The organism is Pseudomonas sp. 382 (assembly GCF_002759075.1).
Taxonomy (GTDB): Bacteria; Pseudomonadota; Gammaproteobacteria; order Pseudomonadales; family Pseudomonadaceae; genus Aquipseudomonas; species Aquipseudomonas vlassakiae.
Window position 1 is genome coordinate 193,536 of the sequence record NZ_PEMX01000003.1, and the last position, 22,454, is coordinate 215,989.

At 61.9% G+C, this 22,454-nt stretch carries 17 protein-coding genes; 13 read left to right on the forward strand and 4 right to left on the reverse strand.

Annotated features, from left to right (window positions below; genetic code table 11):
• Positions 1-7: 7 nt before the first annotated feature.
• Entirely contained in the window at positions 8-3,607 is a 3,600-nt protein-coding gene (locus CQW31_RS05750) for a dermonecrotic toxin domain-containing protein (RefSeq protein ID WP_099814028.1), read from the reverse strand.
• Positions 3,608-3,948: 341 nt separating this feature from the next.
• Between CQW31_RS05750 and CQW31_RS05755 the strand changes: the two genes are divergently transcribed.
• The 7 genes from CQW31_RS05755 to CQW31_RS05780 all read left to right on the forward strand — a co-directional run bounded on the left by CQW31_RS05755 (position 3,949) and on the right by CQW31_RS05780 (position 11,090).
• The gene (locus CQW31_RS05755; protein WP_099814029.1) at positions 3,949-5,106 is read left to right on the forward strand and encodes a hypothetical protein; all 1,158 of its coding nucleotides are present in this window, start codon (positions 3,949-3,951) and stop codon (positions 5,104-5,106) included.
• 74 nt (positions 5,107-5,180) lie between these two features.
• Positions 5,181-6,317 carry a glycosyltransferase family 61 protein gene (locus CQW31_RS05760; RefSeq protein WP_054885434.1) on the forward strand — a complete coding sequence of 379 codons (1,137 nt, stop codon included), beginning with the start codon at positions 5,181-5,183 and terminating at the stop codon, positions 6,315-6,317.
• A gap of 215 nt (positions 6,318-6,532) precedes the next feature.
• Positions 6,533-6,709, forward strand: a complete 177-nt coding sequence (gene eppA, locus CQW31_RS31295) for an EPS-associated small membrane protein EppA (RefSeq protein WP_177332388.1) — start codon at positions 6,533-6,535, stop codon at positions 6,707-6,709.
• A gap of 287 nt (positions 6,710-6,996) precedes the next feature.
• A complete protein-coding gene (locus CQW31_RS05765; protein WP_054885433.1) occupies positions 6,997-7,542 on the forward strand; it encodes a polysaccharide biosynthesis/export family protein in 546 nt (181 codons plus the stop codon).
• Positions 7,543-7,567: 25 nt separating this feature from the next.
• Positions 7,568-8,686, forward strand: a complete 1,119-nt coding sequence (locus CQW31_RS05770) for a hypothetical protein (RefSeq protein ID WP_178075556.1) — start codon at positions 7,568-7,570, stop codon at positions 8,684-8,686.
• Positions 8,687-8,706: 20 nt separating this feature from the next.
• A complete protein-coding gene (locus tag CQW31_RS05775) occupies positions 8,707-10,272 on the forward strand; it encodes a Wzz/FepE/Etk N-terminal domain-containing protein (RefSeq protein WP_099814030.1) in 1,566 nt (521 codons plus the stop codon).
• A gap of 11 nt (positions 10,273-10,283) precedes the next feature.
• A complete protein-coding gene (locus tag CQW31_RS05780) occupies positions 10,284-11,090 on the forward strand; it encodes a CpsD/CapB family tyrosine-protein kinase (protein ID WP_099814031.1) in 807 nt (268 codons plus the stop codon).
• Positions 11,091-11,137: 47 nt separating this feature from the next.
• Here the strand turns inward: CQW31_RS05780 and galE are convergent, their stop codons facing one another.
• From galE to CQW31_RS05795, 3 genes are all read right to left on the reverse strand, one after another.
• Entirely contained in the window at positions 11,138-12,100 is a 963-nt protein-coding gene (gene galE / locus CQW31_RS05785) for a UDP-glucose 4-epimerase GalE (protein ID WP_099814032.1), read from the reverse strand.
• A 75-nt stretch (positions 12,101-12,175) separates the two neighbouring features.
• Complete coding sequence (locus CQW31_RS05790) at positions 12,176-14,776, reverse strand: glycosyl hydrolase family 5 (protein WP_099814033.1); 2,601 nt, start codon at positions 14,774-14,776, stop codon at positions 12,176-12,178.
• Between the two features lie 4 nt (positions 14,777-14,780).
• Entirely contained in the window at positions 14,781-16,307 is a 1,527-nt protein-coding gene (locus CQW31_RS05795; protein WP_099814034.1) for an O-antigen ligase family protein, read from the reverse strand.
• Positions 16,308-16,789: 482 nt separating this feature from the next.
• Between CQW31_RS05795 and CQW31_RS05805 the strand changes: the two genes are divergently transcribed.
• From CQW31_RS05805 to CQW31_RS05830, 6 genes are all read left to right on the forward strand, one after another.
• Positions 16,790-18,253, forward strand: a complete 1,464-nt coding sequence (locus tag CQW31_RS05805) for an FAD-dependent oxidoreductase (RefSeq protein WP_054885426.1) — start codon at positions 16,790-16,792, stop codon at positions 18,251-18,253.
• Between the two features lie 121 nt (positions 18,254-18,374).
• Entirely contained in the window at positions 18,375-18,992 is a 618-nt protein-coding gene (locus tag CQW31_RS05810) for a transferase (RefSeq protein WP_054885425.1), read from the forward strand.
• A complete protein-coding gene (locus CQW31_RS05815; protein ID WP_054885424.1) occupies positions 18,985-19,941 on the forward strand; it encodes a glycosyltransferase family 2 protein in 957 nt (318 codons plus the stop codon). The genes CQW31_RS05810 and CQW31_RS05815 overlap by 8 nt, the downstream gene beginning before the upstream one ends.
• Before the next feature lie 8 nt (positions 19,942-19,949).
• On the forward strand, positions 19,950-20,474 hold the full coding sequence (locus CQW31_RS05820) for a serine O-acetyltransferase (protein WP_054885423.1): 525 nt from the start codon (positions 19,950-19,952) through the stop codon (positions 20,472-20,474).
• Positions 20,475-20,502: 28 nt separating this feature from the next.
• Positions 20,503-21,480: a glycosyltransferase family 2 protein gene (locus CQW31_RS05825; protein ID WP_054885422.1), complete on the forward strand. Its 978-nt coding sequence runs from the start codon at positions 20,503-20,505 to the stop codon at positions 21,478-21,480.
• A gap of 7 nt (positions 21,481-21,487) precedes the next feature.
• Positions 21,488-22,435, forward strand: coding sequence for a DUF535 family protein (locus CQW31_RS05830; RefSeq protein WP_054885461.1), 948 nt, complete (start codon positions 21,488-21,490; stop codon positions 22,433-22,435).
• Positions 22,436-22,454 lie beyond the last annotated feature (19 nt).

A 22,454-nucleotide genomic window follows, 5' to 3' on the forward strand; every position in this document is an offset into this window, starting at 1 on the left:
AGCGTACTTACAGTGCGATATCGAACAGCTCGTGGGCGGGCCGCGCCAAGGCGTGCTCGCGCAGTTGCGGGTTGTGATCGATCGCCGTCAGGCGGCGCCAGAATTCAGTGCGGGCACGCCTGGGCCTTGAAGTGAAGGGTTCGAGGTCCAGCAGTGATCTCAGGTCTCGGCGGTACTGCAGCGGCAGGCGTTGCCATAGCGCCTCTTCATGGGGACCCGCGCCTCTGAAGAACTCATCGTAATCACTTTCATCCACCAGCAGGTCCACCTGATGCGCGGCGTTGTAGGCCTCGACTTCCTCGAGCATGCGTGAGCTGAGCCATCGGCTTTCAAGGCGCATTGCCTGGGCGACCGGCTGCGATACTCGAAAGTTGGCTGGTAGCTGCTGCAACTGGTTGCCGGCCAGGTCGAGCGTCACCGGCGTGCTGGTGATGCTCTCCAGCCCTCGGGGCAACTCGGTCAGCGCGCAATTGTCGAGGAACAGCGTGAACAGGCGTGGCATGCGGCTCAGGTCAGGGGCGCGCAGCAACGGGTTGCCCCCCATGTCCAGCACGCCCAGGTTGGTGAACTGGTCGAACATCTGTTGGGCGCTGTCGTCCCAGGTGATGCGGTTGTTGTCGAGGTCCAGCCACGCCAGCGCCTGGGGGTTGGCCAGGCGCGGCAAGCGGGCGAAGCGGCAATGGCTCAGCAGCAGGCGCTTGAGCCTGGGGAAGCGTTCGTAGAACTCGGCGGGCAACAGGCTCAGGTTGCGGTTACCTTGGAGCGACACATGCTCGATGTGGGTGAAATCGTCCGGCAGGGCGAGGCTCGCCAGATCGCGGTCCTCCAGGTCAAGGCGCGCGAGGTCCAGGCTGTAGACCATTGCGTCCTCGCCCAGCCGTAACCTGGAGATCCGTCGCCAGGCATTGATGATCGGGGTAACGGCCTGCTGTCGCCGATGGGGGTAATGCGGGTCGGGGCGTGCCCACTCGCCAAGGTCGCGGCGCAGGGCTTCCAGGCGTCGCTCGAGGTTGCGCATTTCTGCTGCCGGCGAACGCCCTTGCTGTTGCCAGTCGTCCATTGCGCTCAGGAACTCCTCATCGGTCGAGGCGGGGTACAGACGGCGGTAGCGGCTGGCCAATGGCACTTGCAGATAGGGACCGCTGGGTAGTGTGCGACGGCCGCCTCGCAAGCCTGTCCGAGCGCTCTGGCGCCGGGCGCCAGCGCCCCAGAGGCGCTGCAGCAACTCGGTGCGGCGGGGTTCGGTCCAGGCCACTACGCGCTGGCGCAAGGTGTTGCCATCGGTGGTCGAAATACCCAGAGCTTTGCGCCAGGCGCCTGGTAGTGCTTGTTCGACTGCTCGGCACAGGTCCTGGTCCTGGGGCGCCGGTGCAGGTCGTTCGCCCAGATCGGCCTCGTAACCTCTGGCTGACTTGATCACTCGGCAGACCGTGCCTGCCAGATTGCTTCCGCTGCTGTCGAGCAGCGGGCCTTGCGGGCTGCCTGCGCGCAGTTCGAGGCGCAGGTCAGCAGGCCATTCCGGCATGTCATCGAGGCAGCTCAGCAACAGCCGTTCACTGTCGGTGGTGCCTTGCTGGTGCACCAGCAGCCCCTCCAGCGCGCGAACCAGTGGCCATTCGCGGTGTCGCTGCAAAAGCGGTTCTGCTTCGTTCTGGATGAGCTCGAGCGGCTCGCCGGACATGCGCCTCAAGGTGTCGAGCATCAGCGCGGGCGCCGGCCGGCCTTCAAGGTGTACCAGGCGCAAGCGCGCTGCGTCGACGCCGCATATCTGGCCGGCCAGTTCCAGTTGCGCGGGTGTGAACGCCGCGTAGTCCTCGCCCAACCGTCGTGCCAATACAGTGAATGGCCATGCCTGCGGCTGTTCGTGAGCAGCGCGCCAGGCGCCCTGACCGTTATGTTCCAGTGGCGGCTGGTAGGCGTCCGGTGCCTCGGGGTGGACGATCCGCCACTGCTGAATGTGCGGGTCGAAGCGCTGTTCATAGAGCTGGCCGTCCATGCGGATGTAATGCCTGTCACCCTGCAGGTATTGGCCTTGCGCATTGGCCGGCAGCCCTTCTGGCAACACCTGGGGACTGCGGTAGGGCAGCAGATCTGGCTGCCAGAGCCGGTCGCGGCCATCGCTGCAGCGAACTTCCTGCAGGCTTTCCAGCAAGGGGCTGCTGAACAGCTTCGGCACGACGCGGCCTGCGGTTGCCAGGCCTCCGATCAGGGCCAGATTCAGACCGACGGCCTCAAGGTGCTGCAAGGCCTGGTGACGGTCGCCTTCGTGCCACGCTTCATAGCCTTCGTAGACCTCCCCGAGCAACTGGCAGGCCGTCACAGCCAACATGACGGTGCCCACGGACGGGATGAAGAAAGCGGCCAGGTTGAGCACGTCCAGGCCAAGGCTTTCCCACGCTGCGATGCGTTTGGCACGGGCCTGGGCGTCGGCCACGGCAGTCGGTACGGCGATTTGTTCGGCAGCGCTTTTCAGGCGGGCCAGGTGTTGGTCCTGATAAAAGTCGAAGGGCTTGCCGTTGATGGCCTGGAGGGTGGGGTGCAGGTCGGCCGCGCGGGTTTCGTCAAGATTTTGTTGCAGCAGGTCGAGCATGCGCGGCTGGTCGGCCTGGCTCAGGTACGGATGCAGGCGCTGTCGGTTCTCTGGCGCCTTCAGCAGATCCACCAGCAGCTGGTTGATGGCGTCGACGTCGGTACAAAGGTGCAGGGCAGGGCTGTCGTCGGGTAAATAGAGCAGCCAGCCTGAGCTGCCCGCATCGATCAGCATCACCTCATGCAAGACGATGCCGAACAGTGCCAGTTGCCAACAGGGCACGTCGCCGCCTTGCAGCAATTTGTCCACTTGGTCGCGTGTAGCACCGCTCAACGTGTGGCGCAGGTAGGCAACGTCCGCTGCCAGGCGCAAGCGGTCCCGTCGGACCGCGATGGCCTGTTCCCTTGCCTGCGGTGCGGCGAAGCATTGCTGCAGATGCGCCTGGTAGGCACCCCCTAGGTCGAGTTCGCGGCACAGTTGGGCAAACGCCTCCGGGGTGAGCGCCAGTCGCTCGACTTCATAGCGCTCGGATGCCAGCAGAAAATGCGCGGGTGGCGTCTGCGGGCCGGTTGGCGCTCTGCCATGCACCTTGATGGGCGTCACATGGATCTTGTCGCTCAAGGCAATGGCACTTTCCCGGGTGAACGTTTCGTCATCGGCGAAGTTCTGCAAGGCAGCCTGCAGCAAAGGGTCACGGCGATGACTGTACAGATAGCCCGACACGCTCCAGGTCCACGTGCGTTCGACGCGCAGCAATTCGCTGCCGTGCAGCGATGCCGTGAAGCCGGCTTCGGCCAGGCGCGTCTGTAGCAACGGTTCGGCAAATTCGCTGATTTGCTTCAGGCCTTTCAGCGAACGGGCCAGCGCTGCCTGGGCGCGCTGCAGGCGAGCATGGCTGGCCGTTACGGCTTCACGCAGATCAGGCGCGGCATTGTTGTACCAGTCTTGGTCAAAGGCCTCGAAGCGCTGGCTGCGGCGCATGGCTTGCCAATGTTGGGGTGTGATGTGGCGGGCCCAGAGGGGCAGTTGCGCAGAGATCAGCTCTGCATGCGGCACAGCGTCAGTCAGGTTGGCCATGTTGGGGCTCCTTCGTTGAAAGAGACCATCAGGCCGCAGTTGCAAGAGCGCGCTGTGGTAGTGGGGTAGCGCAACGTGTGAACGTGGCACTGCGTTATATATAGCGAAAGCCGTTGTGGAAGCCGCCAGGTAACGGGAAATTTGACGCCATTAATGACGCTGCAATGCTGTCAAGATGCCGCTTGCCAAGCAGCATTCCTGCATCTTAAATGGTTACTGAACATGAAGGCCGCATCCAAAGTTGAGGCTTTATAAATCAATTGGTTATGCCGGCTTTATCGCACCGCTCTTTTGTTTTCCGATCAGCCCCGTTGACAACATCAAAGGATGTCGAAGCAGACATGAAAGAGAACCTGGCGGCTGTGGCGCGAAAAGTGATCTCGCCTTCCATGCGCTACGAGATCCGGACTGTTTCAAGCAAGTTACGCGAAGTGCTGGCTCGAACTTGCTTATGGCGCTGGGAAATCTCGCGTTTCCGCCTGCAGCAAGCCAGCCCTTACGAAATTCTCTACATCGGTCGCAAGCAACAGCGCGAAATGGCCAAGCTGCTGATCGGCGGCAAGGGCCAGCAGTCAGCCGTCGAAGCGGCCGAGGCGGCTGCACCGGCCACCAGCCGCCACGTGGTGGTTGTCAGCGAAATGCCGACGTCCGGCGCGTTGACCGTGCCCCATTACCTGAGCGCGGTGGTGCCCCTGGGGCGTTCGCTCGATGACATCACTGCTCGCTACGACAGTGAATTGCGCCGCAGCATTCGCAAGCACCGCCCGCTCTACCAGATGCGCCAGACCCTCGCCGATGACGAGATCGCCATGGCCGATCAACAATTGTTGCGGCCTTACGCCACGGCCAGGCAGGGCATCCATGCAGCGCAGTTTCCCACCGACGAAGTGTTCCGTCTGGCCAAGGGAGTCGGGCGCCTTGACCTGATTACCTGCGGTGAAGAGGTGATCGGTTGCCATTTGGGCTGCGAGATCACGCGCGATGGCAAACGCTATTGGAGCACCCTGCGCTTCGGTTATTGCGAGGCGGTGTTCTCAGACCCGAAAAGGCTGCGCGAGGTCAACTCGATCACCACCTTCATGGCCCTCGAATGGGCTTTGGCCAACGGCTATGACTATTACGATATCGGCCTTTGCCTGGCGCGGCCGGACGATGGCCTGCTGAAGTGGAAGCGCCGGCGTGGTGGCGATATCGATGCCTTGGGCAACCATGCCTACCTGTTTGTCCGCCTGCCGCGCACGGGGACTGCGCAGTTCCTCTGGGATACACCGCTGTTTGCTGTCGAGGGCAACAAACTGACGCTGCATCTGGGGTTGCCAGAGGGGCCGAGTGACGACGAGGTCGCCAGCCGTTATCACGAAATGGTGTTTGGTGGGCTGCACAAGATCTACCTCTATGGCGCCAGGAGCAGCGGCGAGTCATTCCTGCAAACCCTGCGCTCGCGTTACGCCACGCTACAGTCCCCGCCCATGATGGAACGGGTTGTCGTTTCCAGCTGAACCGGCTTCAAGGCATGCCAGGAATGCGTGCCTTGCCTCAGGCCAGAGACGTGTCACCTCGGGAGGGGCATTTCATGGGTAGCGGTATCTCGAACCTCAGCGGTTCTTCGCTTGCCAGCCAGAACACTTGGACCCTGGCCGCCTACCGGCACATCGCGCGCAAGCGCCTGGCACGCAAGGCCGATATCGATATCAAGCGTGTCGCCGAGAAAACGTGGGATATCGCCCCTGGTGAAACAACCGTATCGCCGCCGGCGTTCTATTTGCCCAACCAGTTGGAACGCGTAACGGGCTGGGAGGCCAAGCGCTTCTACCCGTATGTGCATCCCGGGCGGACCATGGAAGGCGGGATCACGGTCGAACAGGGGCCGACCCGGGGCTACCTGTTCAAGGATGTCTGGCTGGTCGACGGTGCGTTGTACAAGGGTAATGCCAGCCACTGGTTGTCGTTGAAACCGGGCCGGTTCCCTGGCATCACGGTGGATCACGAGATCGACCGTGGGGCCATCTACTGCACCCAGAACGGCAACACCTGGTTCGGTACCTGGCTGATGGAAGACTGCCCGACCTATGCCTTGGCCTGCGAAGAAGGCGTGCCGGTGACCACGGCGCCCTCGGCACGTTACCCGCTGTTCACCCAGGGGCCGGCGTATGAGCGCTGGCTGGGCATGCAACCGCTGCGCACGCGTGGGGCGTTTTTCCGCGAGCTGGTGTTGTTCGACGACCTCAGCAACAACCGCAGCAGGTATTCGCGTTATCGCGCCATGGGTGACAAGCTGTTGTCGCATGTTGACTCTTCGCCGCACCCGGGGGTGTTTATCCTGCGTGGCAGCGAGGGCGACTTGCGCCTCATGCGCAATGAGCTCGAAGTCGCCATGCACCTGCAGAAGTACCGTGGTTTTCGCATTGTCGACCCGATGAAAACCGATGTGCCAGGTATCGTTGCCGCCTGTGCCGGGGCGCGGACGGTGATCGGCGTTGAAGGCAGCCAGTTGGTACACGGGGTCAATGTATTGCAGCCCGGCGGTTCGATCCTGGCGCTGCAGCCGCCGAACCGGTTTGTCAGCTATTACAAATACCTGACGGATCGCGATCATCAGCACTTCGGTTTCGTGGTCGGGACGCCGCAAGGTGAAGGCTTCACCATCGATGTCGATGAAGTGGAGCGAACGCTGGATCTGTTCCCATATTCAACCTCGACGGGGCGATGATCGACTGGCCGGCTGCGTGCGCAATGCAGCACTGGCACGGCGTCGAGGTCGGCGAATTCATGTTGACGGCTTTTTGACTCTGCCAGCCCTGTCCGATTGAGATTTATTATGGTGTCGGATCATTGACGTAATGTCATTGTGCCCATAAGCTCAAATCAACAGCGATCCAGTCTTCCGCCAATAAATAACAACGTTCCTCTTTGAAGGTGACGAATATGCGCTCGACCTTGCTCATCAAGTCTTTCTTCCTGTTGGTGTTATTGACTGGTGCAGCGCGAGCGGCGGATTCTTACTTATCGGAAAACACTATTGTGCCGCTGTCCACGGCGGGCTGGTTGTTCGCCGCCGCCGTGATCGGTTTCATCGCGGTGGCCAATAGAAAGAAGATCTAAGTTGTTTCGGTTTTATCGCGATGCCAATGCGTTGACGCTAAAGCGTGGACGTTTATGTTTTTCGGGGTGGCCGATGCTTGTCAATTTTACAGCTGTTGCTATATTCCAGTAGCCAGCGTCCTCGACGCGAACAGTCGATAAACAGGCAGGCAGGGCGGCATCGCGGCAAAGCGCCTCCAGGATGGGTGTGGCCGTCGCAGCAAACGGGCTGCGAAGCGGAGCGAGAGGTTCGTCGTTGTACTCATTCAGTGCTCTTAACCTGGGCCGACTGGCCGGAGGGATCCCTCATGGTACGTTTGCTGATGTCCGTTCTCTGCGCCCTGGTAGTCGGCTCTGGCAGCGCCGCCGCCGACACGTCCTCCTCGACTTACCTGTTAAGTCCCGGTGACAAGGTGATGATCTCGGTGTGGCAGGAAGACACCCTGCGCCAGGAAACCGTTGTTCTTCCCGATGGCAGTATCACTTTCCCGCTGGCAGGGCGTGTGGATGTTGCCGGCCTTGAAGCCACCGCCGTGGCAAAGAAAATCGAGACCGCGTTGAAACCTTACCTGGCCCAGCCAAATGTCAGCGTGGTCGTCACCAGCACCGCGGGTAACCTGGTATATGTTCAAGGCAAAGTGATCAAGCCCGGCCCGGTGCCGATGGCAGGCCCTACGGCGGTGCTTCAGGCCCTGAGCATGTCGGGTGGAATGGACAAATTCGCCGACGAAAGCGCCATCAAGGTCATCCGCGGCCAAAAGGTCATGCCGGTGCGTTACAAGGATCTGGTTTCTGGGCGTGACATGTCCACCAACTTCCAACTTCAGGCTGGCGATACGCTGGTCGTACCCTGACTCTCCTAATAATTAAGAACGACTTGTGCCTATCAATAAAACGACGAGTGTTGTAACGGCGATCATGATGATGCCGTTCTCCGGGGTGGTTGATGCCGCCAACTGGCAGTCTTCAGTCGAGGTTCCCACGACTGTCGAGTACGACAGCAACCCATTGCTCCTTACCTCCAAGGAGAAAGGTGTGACGCGTACCATCATTGCGCCTGATTACACCCTGGTAGGTCAGTTCGATCGCGACCAGCTGCGCATGGGCGTGGGCATGCATGTGCTGCGCTCATCCGACCGTTCGGTGATGGATGACCGTGAAGACCCCAACCTGAGCCTGGGCTGGCAACGCGAAACCGAAAGCGGTGGCTTTGGCCTGCTGGCGCAGTACGATGAAAGCTCGACGCTTTCTGGCGCGGTGCAGGATACCGGTGTGGTGACCACCACCGACGGCACCCAGAAGATGTCACGGCTCACAGGCAACTGGAGCAGCGCGGTAAGCGAGCGCAGCACCCTGGCCAACGAACTTCGCTACTCCCACGCCAGTTACAACATCAGTACGCTGACCGGTTACGACGAGTACGCCAACGATTTCACCTGGACGTACGCCTGGAGCGAACGTACCGACATCATCACCGGTTTCGAAGCGCGGCGTTACGAGCCGGATGACACCACCACGGCAGTCGCCACCAACAGCTATGTCCCCAGCATCGGTCTGAAGTACCAGTTCTCCGACAGCCTGGTCGGCGCCATGCATGTCGGGGTCAACCAGACCAACGGTGCCGGGACTCAGCGCCGTGGTGAAGGCGGCGCATCGCTGACCTACCGCGGCTCACGCCACGAGGCCAGTTTCAGCGCCGACCGTAGCACGATGTCCAACGCCCAGGGCGGTGCCGCCGAGATGGACATGGTGCGTGGCAGCTGGAGCTACCTGCTCACTGAAACCACCCGGGTCGGCGCAGACGCCTGGTGGCAGGACAGCAAAGGGCAGAACCCCAATACCCTGCAAACCTACAGCGTCTGGGCCAGCCGGGCGTTTTCGCCGGCCTGGGACCTGCGGTTTTCGTTGTTGTACAAGGAGCGCCAGCAAAAGGGCCTGCCCAATGCCGACGCTACCATCGCTGGTTTGACGCTGACGTACCGATACCCCGACATCTGAATTTCGGATTGGTGGCCACTATGAAATCTGAGTACGAGCTCTCTATCAAAGATTACATCGCCATCATCAAGGACCGTGCCTTGTTGCTGGGGATCGTCATAGTGGTCGTGGTGGCCGCAACCATCGGGGTGGCGATCAGCGTTCCGCCGATCTATCAGTCGACCGGGACCATTCTGGTGGAGTCGCAGCAGATCTCCCCGGACCTGGTCTCGGCCGGCAACAATACCTTTGCCGATGAGCGTATCGAGGTCATCCGCCAGCGAGTGATGACTCGCGAGAACCTGCTGCGGATCATCGACAAGTACAAGCTGTTCGCCGACCGCGGCAGCCGCTTCAGCGAAACCGACAAGATCGAGCAGATGCGCAGTGCGATCGTGGTCGCCACGCTCAGCACCTACGTCAAGGGGCGCGGCGAGGCCACCGTGGCCTTTACGGTTTCCTACGAAGACAAACGCGCCGAAGTGGCCAAGGAAGTGGCTGACGAACTGGTGTCGCTGTTCCTCAACGAGAACATGAAGCAGCGCACCGAACGCGCCACCGAAACCACCGAATTCCTCACCCAGGAAGCCAACAAGCTTGGTGCCGAGCTGGCCGACCTGGAAAACCAGCTGGCCGATTTCAAGCAGACCCACGCCAACGCATTGCCCGAGAACCAGCAACTGCGCATGAGCATGCTCTCGCGTTCGGAGCTTGAGTTCCGCGAAGTGGACCGCGACTACAAGTCTGCGCAGGAAGAACTGCGCTACCTGGAGCTGGAGCTGGCCGCAGCCAACGCCGGCGCGCCGGCCCAGACGGCCAACGGCAGGGCCGTTGCACCCGATCCGCAAGACCTGCCAGGCCTGAAGGCGGAGTATGCACGCCTGCTGACCAAGTACACTGAAGCGCACCCGGATGTGGTGGCGGTCAAGCGCAAGATCGACGCGCTCAAGGCTTCTGGCGACCAGGGGATCGCCGCCGCGGGAGCCACCAACCTGGATGCCGCCAGGGTCCGTACCAAGATGGCTGCCGCGCAATCGCGCATCGCCTCGCTGGCCGAGCAGAAGCGCCAGCTGACCACCAAGATGGAAGGCTACGAGGCCGATATCCTCGAGGCACCGCAAGTCGAGCGCGGCTTGGTGACGTTGATGCGCGATCACGACAACGCGCGCAAGAAGTACGAGGAAATCCGCAACAAGGAAATGGGCGCGAAAATCACCGAAAGCCTCGAGCAGGAGAACAAGGCCGAGCGCTTCGTGCTGCTGGAGCCGCCGCTGATGCCGGAAAAACCGGTCAAACCCAACCGCAAGAAGATCGTCGCCCTTGGCCTGGTACTGGCCCCGGCCGCTGGCGGTGGCCTGGTGATGCTGCTGGAAATGCTCAATCAGCGCGTGCGCGGTGTCGGTGCCCTGGAGAGCGTACTGGGCCGGCGCGTGCTGGTGGCTGTGCCGTATATCGCGACCAAGGCGGAAAAGGCCAGGCGCAAGCGGCTGCTGACCATGATGATCGCTGCCGCTTTGCTGGTGGTTGCTATCCTGTTGGTGGGTGTCCACATGTTCTACATGCCTCTGGACCTCCTGCTTTTCAAAGCTATGGCTCGGTTTGAATAGGGAGCGCAGCGATGGACAGAAGTACGCCGGCTATTGGTAAGAACATTCATCAGGTTTCGCCAGCCACGTCCGATACGGCGCAGGTGCCATCGGTCATGGACAAACCTGGGGAACTCGGGCTGTTCGATTATGTGCAGACCAAGGTGGTGCCGCTGAATGCGGACCACCTGGAGCGCAACCGGATCGTTTCCTTCAACAAGAACTCGAACCTGAGCGGGGCGATCGATCTGCTGCGCACCCAGGTGCTGCAGGCCATGGAGGACAATGGCTGGCGCACCCTGGCGATCACTTCGCCAACCCCCGAGGCGGGCAAGACGGTGCTGGCGGTCAACCTGGCCATGAGTATCGCCCACCACACCAACAAGACCGCTTTGCTGGTGGACTTCGACCTGCGTCGCCCACGGGTTGGCAGCAGCCTCGGCTTGCCGATGGAGAAGGCGCTGAACGACGTGCTCGATGGCAAGGCCTGGCTCGAAGAGGCGTTGGTCAATCCGACCCTGCCACGCTTCGTCGTGCTGCCGACACGCGAGCCGGTACCGATGTCTACCGAGGTACTGTCGTCGCCCAAGGTGAACACCCTGATCGGCGAGCTGCGCGACCGTTATGAATCGCGGATCTGCATCTTCGATTTGCCGCCACTGCTGAGTTCGGACGATGCGATCACCGTGCTGCCGCGGTTCGACTGCGTGCTGCTGGTGGTGGCCAATGGCATGAACAGCAAGAAGGACATCGAGGATTGCCTGTATCACCTGGCTTCATCGAACCTGGTGGGAGCGGTGTTGAACAAGGCGGATGAGCAACCGCGGACCTACTATTGAGTGAGAGGTGGCCCCTTCGCGTCGAGCAACCGTGAAGGGGCTGGCTGTCACCTCCAGGGATACTTCAACTCCCACGCCCACGCATGACTGACGATCTCATCCAGTGACCTGAGCGCGGGCTGCCAGCCCAGCACGGACCTGGCTTTCTCGGCATCCGCCACCAGCCGGGGCGGGTCGCCAGCGCGGCGGGGGGCCTCGATCACATTGATCTGCCGCCCGGTAACCGACCGCGCAGTATCGATCACTTCCTGCACCGAGAACCCCAACCCGTTGCCCAGGTTGAACGCCGTCGTCGCGCCGTCGGCCTGCAGGTACTCCACGGCCAGGGCGTGCGCGCAAGCCAGGTCGGCAACGTGGATATAGTCGCGGATGCAGGTGCCATCCGGGGTGTCGTAGTCATGGCCGAACACGGTCACGGCCTCGCGCCGCCCGGAGGCTGCCTGCAGGATCAATGGAATCAGATGGGTTTCCGGCTCGTGGCATTCACCCAGCTCACCGTCCGGGTCAGCGCCTGCGGCATTGAAATAGCGCAAGCTGACCGAACGCAGGCCATAGGCCCGGTCGAAGTCTTCGAGCATCTGCTCCACCATCCACTTGGTGCGCCCGTAGGGGTTGATCGGCAGCTTGCGGTGTTGCTCGTCGATGGGAACAGACAGAGGGTCGCCATATACGGCGGCGCTGGAGGAGAAGATCAGCCGCTTGATGCCTGCCCGTACCATGGCCTCCAACAGGCTGAGGGTCGAGCAGACATTGTTCAGGTAGTACTTGTCGGGGTCTGCCACCGACTCGCCGACCTGTATGAACGAGGCGAAGTGGAACACGGCCTCGAAGTGGTAATCGCCGAACAGGGTGTCCAGCGCGTGGCCGTCGGCGATGTCCAGGCACACCCATTCGACGCCGGATGCCGGCGCCTCGAGGTCTGCCACCACCACGTCATGGCCGGCACGCAGCAGGTGCTTGACCATGTGTGAGCCGATATAACCTGCACCACCGACAACCAGATACTTCATCCAATCCTCCTGGAGCAGACGCAGCGTTGAATGCCTGGCGTACAGGGCTTCAATGACTGTAGATGGCGATATGCCCTATTTCAAGAACAGCCAGTTGGCCATGTGCTGGCCATCGAACGTGATCAGGTAGCGCCCATCCTTGTAGCTCGCCGGCAAGGCATTTTCCTTGCCATCGCTGCTGCGGCTGTAGAGTTTCAGGCCTGCCGGCGCCTTGATGCTCAGGCTGCCCTCGAGTGGTTCGACATGGAAGGGCGTGACGTCTTCGGGCCTGGGGATGGCGCGGCTGCCCAGTGAAATGAGCAGGCTGCGCGACTGGGCAAGCGGCTTGCTGTCCAGGCTTTGCACCACGACACTGGCATAGCCGGTTTTCAGCTGGACCTGAATGTCACCGACATTGAGCGACTGGCCGCCCAGCCAGCCGCTCGCCGCTTGGGTCATGGGCGTATCGATGGTGTAGAGGCCCTCCTGCCAGTTGTGGCGCAGCTCGCCGCTGTCGCTTACGGCTTCGCTGGCATTGGCATCGATCAGTGACTGCCCCGGGTCTTTCAGCACCTGCGCGTCAGCCGGCAGCGTGCCGGCCTGCAGCCACGGCAACTGCTGGGTGTGCGGCATGGCGATCTGCAGGCGGCCTTTTTCCATGGCCGTGCGCAACATCACCGAATTGGCCGGCGAGATGTCCTGGTTGAACAGCGTTTCTGCCGTGGGCGCAAAGACGTAGCGGGTCTTGGCCTGGTGCACGTCCTGGCGCCGATAGAGCAGGGCGGCGGCGGGGAGGGTGGCGATCAGCCCTGGGTCGTTGTAGGCGTTCCAGTTGTCGGCCCGGCGCCATTGTTCGAAGAATGCCTGCTGGCTGTAGGCGTACTGCATGATCGCGTCCCAACCCTGGTGGCTGCCGGTGCCGGCCACGTACAGCGGCAGCGTGTGGCGGTCAGGCAGGGGGAAGGGTTCGGCGTTCCACTCGGTGACGGTCATCGGCTTGCCCAGTACTTGCGCCGCACCCAGCCAGTTGATCATGCCGTCGCTGCTCAGCGGGTTCTTCTCCAGTTGGCCGAGGCCGCCGTAACTGTGGGCGTCGACCACATCACCTGCAGTCAGTGCAGGCAGCGAGGACAAGCCATTGAGGCCCCAGGTGCTGGTAGTGGCGATCGGCACCTTGACGCCCAGCGTGCGCAGGTAACCGATCATGTCGGCATAGAAACGCTGCTCCAGGTCGTTGAGGAACAGCTTCGAAGGGCCATGCTCCCAGGCACGCCAGGTCTTGTCTGCGGGCAGGTCATGGCGCTCGGCAAAGGCCTTGGCCTGGTCCATGTAGAGCTTGCTGTGCCTGGGTACATCCTTGTCGGGTAGCAGCGCGTTGCCAAAGTGGTGGGTGACGTCGTTCTCATTGGTGATCAGCACGGCGGCAATCGCCGGGTCATCCTTGTAGGCCAGCCCGGTGTAGCTGTTGACGTGGGTCAGGTACTGTTCGGCAAAGCGCTTCAAGGCCTGCTGCATGCTGGTGTTGACGAACAGGTAGCCCTTGAGGCCGGCGACACCATGGTCCTTGGGCAACTCGTCGAAGCCATAAATGTTGTCAGCGGCCGTGACTGGCCGCGACACATGCAGGTCGAGCCAGACATAGATGCCTTCGTCCTTGAGGCTCTTGATCCACAGGTCGATCTTCTTCAACGACTCGGCGCTGAGCGTTTGCGTGTCCTTGATCTGTTGCAGGTCGCCGAAAATGTTGGGGGTCACCCAAGGGGAGTCGTGATGGTGCAGGCGCACAAGGTTGAAACCCAGCGCCGACAGGCGCTTGGCCTGCAGCCTGATTTCCTCGTCGGGCGTACGGAACAGCGAATAGGCCGACAGGTTGGTCCCCCAGAAGCGTACCGGTGTGCCGTCGGCAAACACCAGCTGCTCACCCTCGGCCTTGACGAAGCCGCGCTTGCCGGCCGGTTTCTCCGGCGCGTTGAGGAACGACAGGTCAACCGGCGAGGTGCGCCAGTCGAGCTGGTCATCTGGCCAGGTGGTGGGGTCGCTCATGCCGAAGCGTTCCGTGGCGGTCTGGCCGATGGTGATATCCCCGGTCACGCTCAGTTGCGCCTTGATTTGCTGCTGCCCAGGCTTGATCGGGTCGGTGTAGAAGAAGGTGCGCACCTGGTCGGTGTTGCCGCGTTCGAAATAGACCTTGGCCAGCGGTGGATCGAAGCGCATTTCGACGTGCGGCCCTTGGGGGTTCTTGCCCCACGCCCAGCCGCGGTTGTCGGGCAACAGCACCGGGTCGCCCATTTCCCCGGCAATCAGTGTGGGGTCGAAGCGCCAGACGATACCGCCGCCCATCACGTCGCTCTGCCGGCTGTGCGCCTGCAGGTCGAAGTCCCAGCTGAGGGTTTGTGCCTGGGGCTTGTGGATGACGGCCTTGAGGTCGAAGTCCAGGTCCTTGTTGGTGCCGCTCAGCATGTAACGGTAGGGGCCATCGACCTTGAGCGTCGGATAGAACCCGGTCCAGCCCCAGTTCGCGCCCCAGAAGTCAAAGCTGGAAACAAACGCCGGGCCACCCCCGTGGGTCAATGTGGGCAGGCCGTTCTGTTCGTCGACACGCACCACCCACTCGGATGCCCAGGCGCCCACTGGCAATGCCAGCAGGCCGACCAGTAGCGATGTGCGGGTCCATGTACACAGGGCAAGGCTGGGCATCGAACTACCTCGGTTGAAGGCTGATGGTGGTCACCTGGCGGGGCTCTTCAATGGCCTGTCGGCGCATCATCTGTATGTAGGCGACGCTGAGCCCGGCTATCGACCAGTACACGATCGGGATGACGGTGATGCTGCTGACGGTGAAAATGGTGACCAGGATCCCCAGCAAGGTCGCCAGCAAAACACGCCCTAGCAGGCGGTATGGGTCAGCGTTATCGCTGACCGCGCGTACCGCCCGGTAGATACCCAGCAGGATGCAGGCGAAAAAGCCGAGGAACAGCCCCAGCCCCACCAAGCCGATGCGCAGGGCCAGGCCGACGTAGGTGTTGACGATGTCGATGATCCCTTCGCCCTGGATCATGGACTGCATTTCCGGGGTGCTGCGGTAATCGAAGGAGCCGAACAGCGGATTGCGCTGGATGACGATCCACGAATTGTCGAGCAGGCGTTGGCGGTAGGTGATGTTCTCTGTGTCCACTTTGCCGATGAAGGGCAGCAGGTCGAGTATCTTGTCGCCACCGGGCATCACGCTCAGCAGCGGTATGCTCAATACGCCGGCCAGGGCCAGCAATGCCAGGCGTGACACCGCGTGCCGGCCCAGGGCGATGAACACCACCACGATCACCCCGGCGCCGATCCACGGGCCGCGCGACAGTGGCGCAAACAGCCCGGCAGCCAGGAGCAGGGCGCCCAGGTAGCGGTGCGCAGGCCGCTGCACGAAGTGCTGGACGAACAGGAACAAACCCACGGCCACCGCCATCACGTAGCCGAGCACGATGGCCTGGCCGGTGGTGACACTGGCACGCAGCGAGCCTCCACGGCTCAGGTAGGCCTTCATGTCCCATTGCAGGCCCAGGGCATCGAGCAGGGCGTTGTACAGCAGCCAGTGACGGACATACTCGGCGACCCCGAGCAGCGCCAGGAGGAAGCCAACCAGGACGAACGCGAGCATGGCGTCCTTGAAGTCATTGAGTTCGCGCAAGCCACGACTGGCCACGTAGTAAGGCAGAAACACATCGATGTACAGGCTCAACACCTGGCGCAGCGTGTCGGTGACCGTCGTCTCGCGTAGCGCCAGCACGCTGGTCAGTACCAGGCTGGCCAGTAGCAGCTTGTCGGGCAGCAGCCGGCCGAAGCGAACGCTCTCGCTTTGCCTGCTCAGCACCAGCGCCGCCGGGAGCAGTACGCACAGGGTCAGTACCCGTTGGTGATTGATGTCGAACAGGTAGTTGACCACGCCAAAGCCAGGTATTTCGGTCATGGCCGGCGGGATCAGGAACAACAGCATGAAAAACAGCGCCAGCGGGTTGTGCTCACGTCGCCTGGCGACCAGCAGGATGACCGTGGCGGCTGCGGCATACACCCAGAAACTGTGGGCGAAGAACGCCATCAGGGTCAGGGTGAACCATAGATTGCGGCGCCGTTTGAAGTCCGCAACGGCGATCAGATCGGCCGCCGGACGGCGGGCCATGAAGAAAACCACACTGGCCACAAGCAGAATGACGACCAGGGCTCGCAAATGTTCTGGCATGGGCTGTAGGCACCTATCCCTCGGTGGGCTGGATGGAGGCTAGCATCGTGGCTAAATGAAACTATAGTGACTTCTAGCCATTCGGTCGGAGATTGAAGTCATGCAGTCGATTGGAGTCATGGCGATGCGAACATTCCAGCACAGGCGAGTGGCGTTGGTTATGCCTATGATTGCGATAGGGGTGCCTTGTTGACGCGCGTTTCCGATTGATCCTGATGGTCGCCCGGCAAGGCCCGCAGCAGTGCGCGGGGCATAAGAAAAAACCAACGGTATGGGGCTGTGATCATGGGGAAGCTGCAGTTTTGTACTTCTTCGCTGGGGCGCAGAAGCTTTGTTCGCAGTTGTGTCTTGTTGAGTGCCGGGGCGGCCGTGTTCGGTGTCTGCGCCAACGCCAGGGCAGCGCGCAACCCTGAGCCCAAGGGCGGTTTCGTCATCATCAATGGTTGGGTATTGCCGGTCGGATACTTCCAGGATGGACGCTCATGATCAAGGATTACGACGCCGACAAAAGCCTGCGAAACGCCTACGATTTCTGCATCCTGGGCGCAGGCCCTGCGGGGATCACCCTGGCGTTGCGCCTGGCCGCGGCCGGCTGGAGCGTAGCCTTGCTCGAAGGTGGCGGGCGCGAATACACGCCGCGCTCGCAGGCGCTGTACAAGTGCACCTCCACTGGCCTCGAGCTGTACCCCGGGGAAGCCCGCCTGCGTTACCTGGGCGGCACCTCCAATCACTGGATGGGCCGCTGCCGGCCTTTCACTGCTTCTGATTTTGCCGTGCCACCACCCGTCGACATGCCGGGTTGGCCAATCCCCTATGCGGAAGTCGAACGCTATCTGCCAGGCGCCATGGAAATCGTCGATCTGCCACAGGGCGCGGAATTTCGCGCGGTGAATGCAGGCCTCAACGGTGGCGATTTCGATGCCGACCGCTTTCTGCTCAGCCCGCCAACGCGCTTTGCGCAGAAGTACGCCACAGCGCTCAACGAAACGCCTGGGCTGGATGTATTCATCAACTGCAACTGTGTCGACCTGCTGTTCGATCAGGCCGCTGGGCAGCTCAAGGCCGTGCAGGTTTCCGACTACGACGGCAAGCGCCAGCCTGTCAACGCGCGCAATTACATCCTCGCCATGGGGGCCATTGAAAACGCCAGGCAACTGCTAAACAGCCAGTCGCTGGTGCAGGCCGGCGTGGTGCACAAGGACGGGCTGGTTGGGCGGTGCTTCATGGAGCACCTGAATATCGACATGGGTACCTTCGTCCTGCGCAGCGGCGAAGACACGGAGCCCCGCCAGTATTTCACCACCGATGCCTTCGTCGCCGAGTATCACGCCGGTAAAGGCAATGTCCTGGCGTCTGTGCTGGCCGATGTGCGCACCTACGGGCGTACGGCTGAGGTGAAGTACTTCCTGGAAAACCTGGCCTGCGAAATGGGCGTGGCCAGCAAGATCGAATTCGTTGCCAAGTTCAGCTGCCCCGGCGATGGCGTGATCAGCACCCTGATCGAGCAGTTCCCCAACGTGCAGAGCCGCATATCGCTGCTGGACGAGCAGGACGAGCTGGGGGTGGCCAAGGTCAACGTCAACTGGGTACTGAGCGCCAGCGACCGGCACACGATCAAGTGCATCGGCAGTGAACTGGCCAAGCAGTTCGCAGAAATGGGCCTGGGGTTCGTCAAACTGAACGACTACGTCTACGACACCAGCCTGCCGTTGAGGTTGTCACCGCATGCGCATCACATGGGCACCACGCGGATGGCGGCCAATGCCAAGGACGGGGTGGTCGATACCAACTGCAAGGTGTTTGGCATTGAAAACCTTTATGTCGCCGGCAGCAGCGTGTTCGCTACCGGCGGGGCTTCGAACCCGACCATGCCACTGCTGCAATTCGCCTTGAGGCTGGCCGACCACCTCAACGAGAAGATGCGTGCGGCAAAGGCGGCGGCCTGAGCCGGTTGAACTGAAACAGCGGTGTGCAAGGGTTGAGTGCAACAGGGTCAACACTCACAAGAACGAGACCGTGTTCGCCTCAGGGACAGTCCAGGGTTGCTTGATTTGCGAGGCTTGCCATATGTTTGGATGGATACGCAGTGCAGTGGCGCATTATGCCAACACCACCGGGCGGGGCGTGACGGCCTACCTGAAACTCTGTAAACCCACTCCGCGGCAATGGGGCGAGTTTCAGCATCGATGGGGCAAGTTCTATTCGGTGGGCAGCAACTTTCACATGAATGTCGGTTGCAACGTCACCGACCCGGCCCTGGTACGCATCGGCAATAACGTCGGCTTGTCCGACTGCACATTGATTGGCCATGACGGCGTGGTGGCGCTGATCGAACTCTGTTATGGCAGAAAGCTCGACTCGGTCGGTGTCATCGACGTCAAGGACAACAGTTTCGTGGGCCACGGCGCAATCGTCATGCCGCGAGTGACCATCGGGCCAGATGCGGTGGTGGCTGCCGGTGCGGTGGTGACCAAAGACGTAGCGCCCGGGACGGTGGTCGGCGGCAACCCGGCCAAGTTCATCTGTACCACCGAAGACCTGATCAAGCGGGTCGAAGCGCGCTGCAACGCCTACCCCTGGATAGACCTGATCAAGCAACGCAAAGGCTCCTTCGACCCGTCGCTGGAGTCAACCCTGGCGATGCACAGGCGTCGCTATTTCTTCGGGGACGGCAGCAATGGATAAGAAGCCTGTCGACGTGATGGTGGTCAACTTTAACACCGCAGCGTTGCTGCAACCGATGTTCGATGCGCTGCGCGCCGCAGGGGGTGAGGCATTGGCCAGCTACCTGGTGGTGGACAATGCCTCGGTTGACGATTCTGTGGAGCGTCTGGGCAAGGTCTGCCCGCAAGCCCTGTTGTTGAGCAACAAGCTCAATGTCGGGTTCGGCCGCGCCAACAACCAGTTGCTGGCACACTTGCAGGGCAAGTACGCGCTGCTGCTCAACACTGACGCCTTTGTGGCCGCCGACAGTCTGCAGAAAACCATCGACTACATGGACGCACACCCTGAGTGCGGCATTCTCGGGGTGCGCCTGGTAGGCCGGGAGGGTGACCTGCAGCCGAGCTGTCGCTATTTCCCGACCCCCTTGAACGTGTTCGTCGGGCGCACCGGGCTCCAGCGTTTCTTCCCCGGGCTGAAAATGGTCGATGAAATGGACTGGGACCACGCCTCGGTGCGTGAGTGTGACTGGCTGCCCGGCTGCTTCTATCTGGTGCGCCGCGAAGTGCTGGATCAGGTAGGCCTGTTCGACCCGCGCTACTTCCTTTATTACGAGGAAGTGGACCATTGCAAGCGGGTAAAGGCGGCCGGCTGGAAAGTGGTGTACTTCCCCGATACCACCGTGGTGCACATCGGCGGAGAAAGCTCCAAGTCGGTGGCTGAACTGGAAGCGGCGAGCCGGCAGATCTCCGGCTACCAGATCGAAAGCGAACTGTTGTATTTCCGCAAGCATCACGGTGCAGCGGGGCTGGCCTTGCACATGCTGCTGGTGAGCCTGGGCGACCTGGTGCTGGCGCTCAAGGCATTGCTCAAGGGCCGCGGCCTGGCCGCGATCAAGGCGTGCTGGCGGCATACCCGCGCCACCTGGTCACTGTTGTTCAAGACCCAGTTTGCCAGCCAGCCCACACGGTAGGTGAAACCATGTTCGATAACATCCGTGCAGACTTGCGCGCTCATGGTGGTGACTGGGGCGCCCAGGGGTTCTGGGTACTGCTGGTCTACCGCTTTGGCCGCTGGCGCTATGGCGTGCGCCCGGCCTTGCTGCGCAAACCGTGCTCCTTGGTCTACAAGGTGCTGTTCAAGTTCGTGCAGATCATCACCGGGGTCGAGCTGCCCTGTGAGGTGGTGATCGGCCGCAACTTCGTCATCGACCACTTCGGCGGCATCGTCATCAGTGGCTATGCGCGTTTTGGCGACGATTGCCGGATCCGCAACGGCGTGGTGGTAGGCCTGAAGAATGTCGACGAACCCATTGCCCCGGTATTCGGCAACAACGTCGACATCGGCGCTGGCGCCAAGGTGCTGGGCAATATACGCATCGGTAACAACGTGGCGATAGGCTCGAACGCGGTGGTGCTGACCGATGTGCCGGACAATTGCCTGGCAGTAGGGGTACCCGCGACCATCAAGGCACGCAAGCACAGTGATGCGATGCAGTACACCTGACCTGGCCCGCAACTGACGAGTGACGCCGATGAAGACAGGCATTGGAGTGGTGGTGATCGGCCGCAATGAAGGCCAGCGCCTGGAGCGCTGCCTGTTGTCGCTGATGGGGCGTGCGGATCAGCTGGTGTATGTGGATTCCGGCTCCTCCGATGGCTCGGTACAGCTGGCGAAGCGGCTGGGCGTTGAAGTGGTGGCGCTGGACATGACGCAACCCTTTACCGCCGCACGCGCACGCAATGAAGGCTTTGCCTGCCTGCAAGGCATCGTGCCCGGCATCCGCCATGTGCAGTTCGTCGACGGTGACTGCGAAGTGGATGCCGGCTGGCTGGGCAAGGCCCAGGCGTTTCTCGACCAGCACCCGGACGTGGCGGTGGTGTGTGGCCGCCGACGCGAACGCTTCCCTCAGCGTTCGGTGTACAACCTGCTCTGCGACCTCGAATGGGATACCCCCGTAGGGGAAGCCAAGGCCTGTGGGGGCGATGCCCTGATGCGAGTCGATGCCTTCATGGCGGTGTCCGGTTTTCGTCCGGAACTGATTGCCGGTGAAGAGCCGGAGCTGTGCGTGCGCCTGCGTGCAGGGGGCTGGAAGGTCTGGCGCCTGGCCGATGAAATGACTCTGCACGATGCCGCCATGACCCGATTCGGGCAATGGTGGCGGCGAAGCCTGCGTGCCGGTTATGCCTATGCCGAAGGCGCCTACCTGCATGGGCAGACGCCGGAGCGCCACTGGCTGCGCGAGTCACGGCGCGCCTGGTTGTGGGGCCTGAACCTGCCACTGGCGATCCTGGCGGTGAGCCTGTTGTCGGGCGGCTGGGGGCTGTGGTTGTTGCTGGTCTATCCGATGCAGATCGTGCGCCTGGCCCGCCGCGGTGGGCGCTCGACGCGGGAGAACTGGTGGCAGGCGGTGTTCCTGGTAGTGGGCAAGTTTCCGGAAATGCTCGGCCAGGCGAAGTTCCTGCTCAACAGGCATGCGGCCGGCAAGGCGCTGCTGATCGAGTACAAATGACATGACGATGACGTTCAGATCGCTGGCCAGGAGCGTGCTCACCTTGCAGCCCGGCTATTCGCTGCGTGCGCTCAACAACAAGTTCAAGCTGACAGTAGCCATGGCCCGGGAGTGGTCCGGCCTGCAGGCGTTCGCCCAGCGCATGTCGCAGGCCCTGGGCCAGGAGCGCTTCGAGCGATTGGGCGTCGACTGCATCGGCGTGGTTCAGTGGCCTTACATCAGCAAGTGCTGGGGCGCCCCGCAGCGGCTTGAAGCGGTGGCGTCGCACTACGAAGTGGTGGCCGCGCACTGTGCCCCGTTGCTGCTGTTGCGACGTGACGAGCATCGGCAGCTGTGCGACCTGTCGGCATACGCCAGCGGTTGCAGCCTGGTGCTCGACCGGCCGATCTGGTTTCAGCGCGAAGGCGAGCTGGTGGTCAACCTGTTCCAGGGCGATCTGCGGGTGGCTTCGCTGGCCTTTACCCTGTGCCGGGAAGCGGCGGGCGTGTGCCTGTACATCGGCGCCGTGCAGGGCATCCACAAGGGCGTGGACAGCGACACCTCGCTGACCATCTACCGGGAGCTGACCAAGGATTTCGAAGGCTTGCGCCCCAGGAGCCTGCTGATCGAGGCGATCAAATGCGTGGCGAGGACGGTGGGGGCCGAGCGTATCTACGCGGTGGGGGACCAATACCGCCACCATCGCCATCCCTATTTTGGCGCCGACAAGCACCAGGACCTGGCGGCCAACTACGATGTCATCTGGCAGGAAAATGGCGCCGGGCCATCGGACCGCGAAGACTTCTTCAGCATTCCCTTGGCCCCCGCACAACGCGCGGCAGAGGACGTTGCGGCGAAGAAACGGGCCATGTACCGCAGGCGCCATGCGTTGCTGGATGACGTGTTTGGCCAGATACAGGCCGCCTTGGCCGACAGCCCGGTGCAGCAGGCCAGGGCAGACCTGGTCATCCCGTAAACGGACACAGATTCGGGGC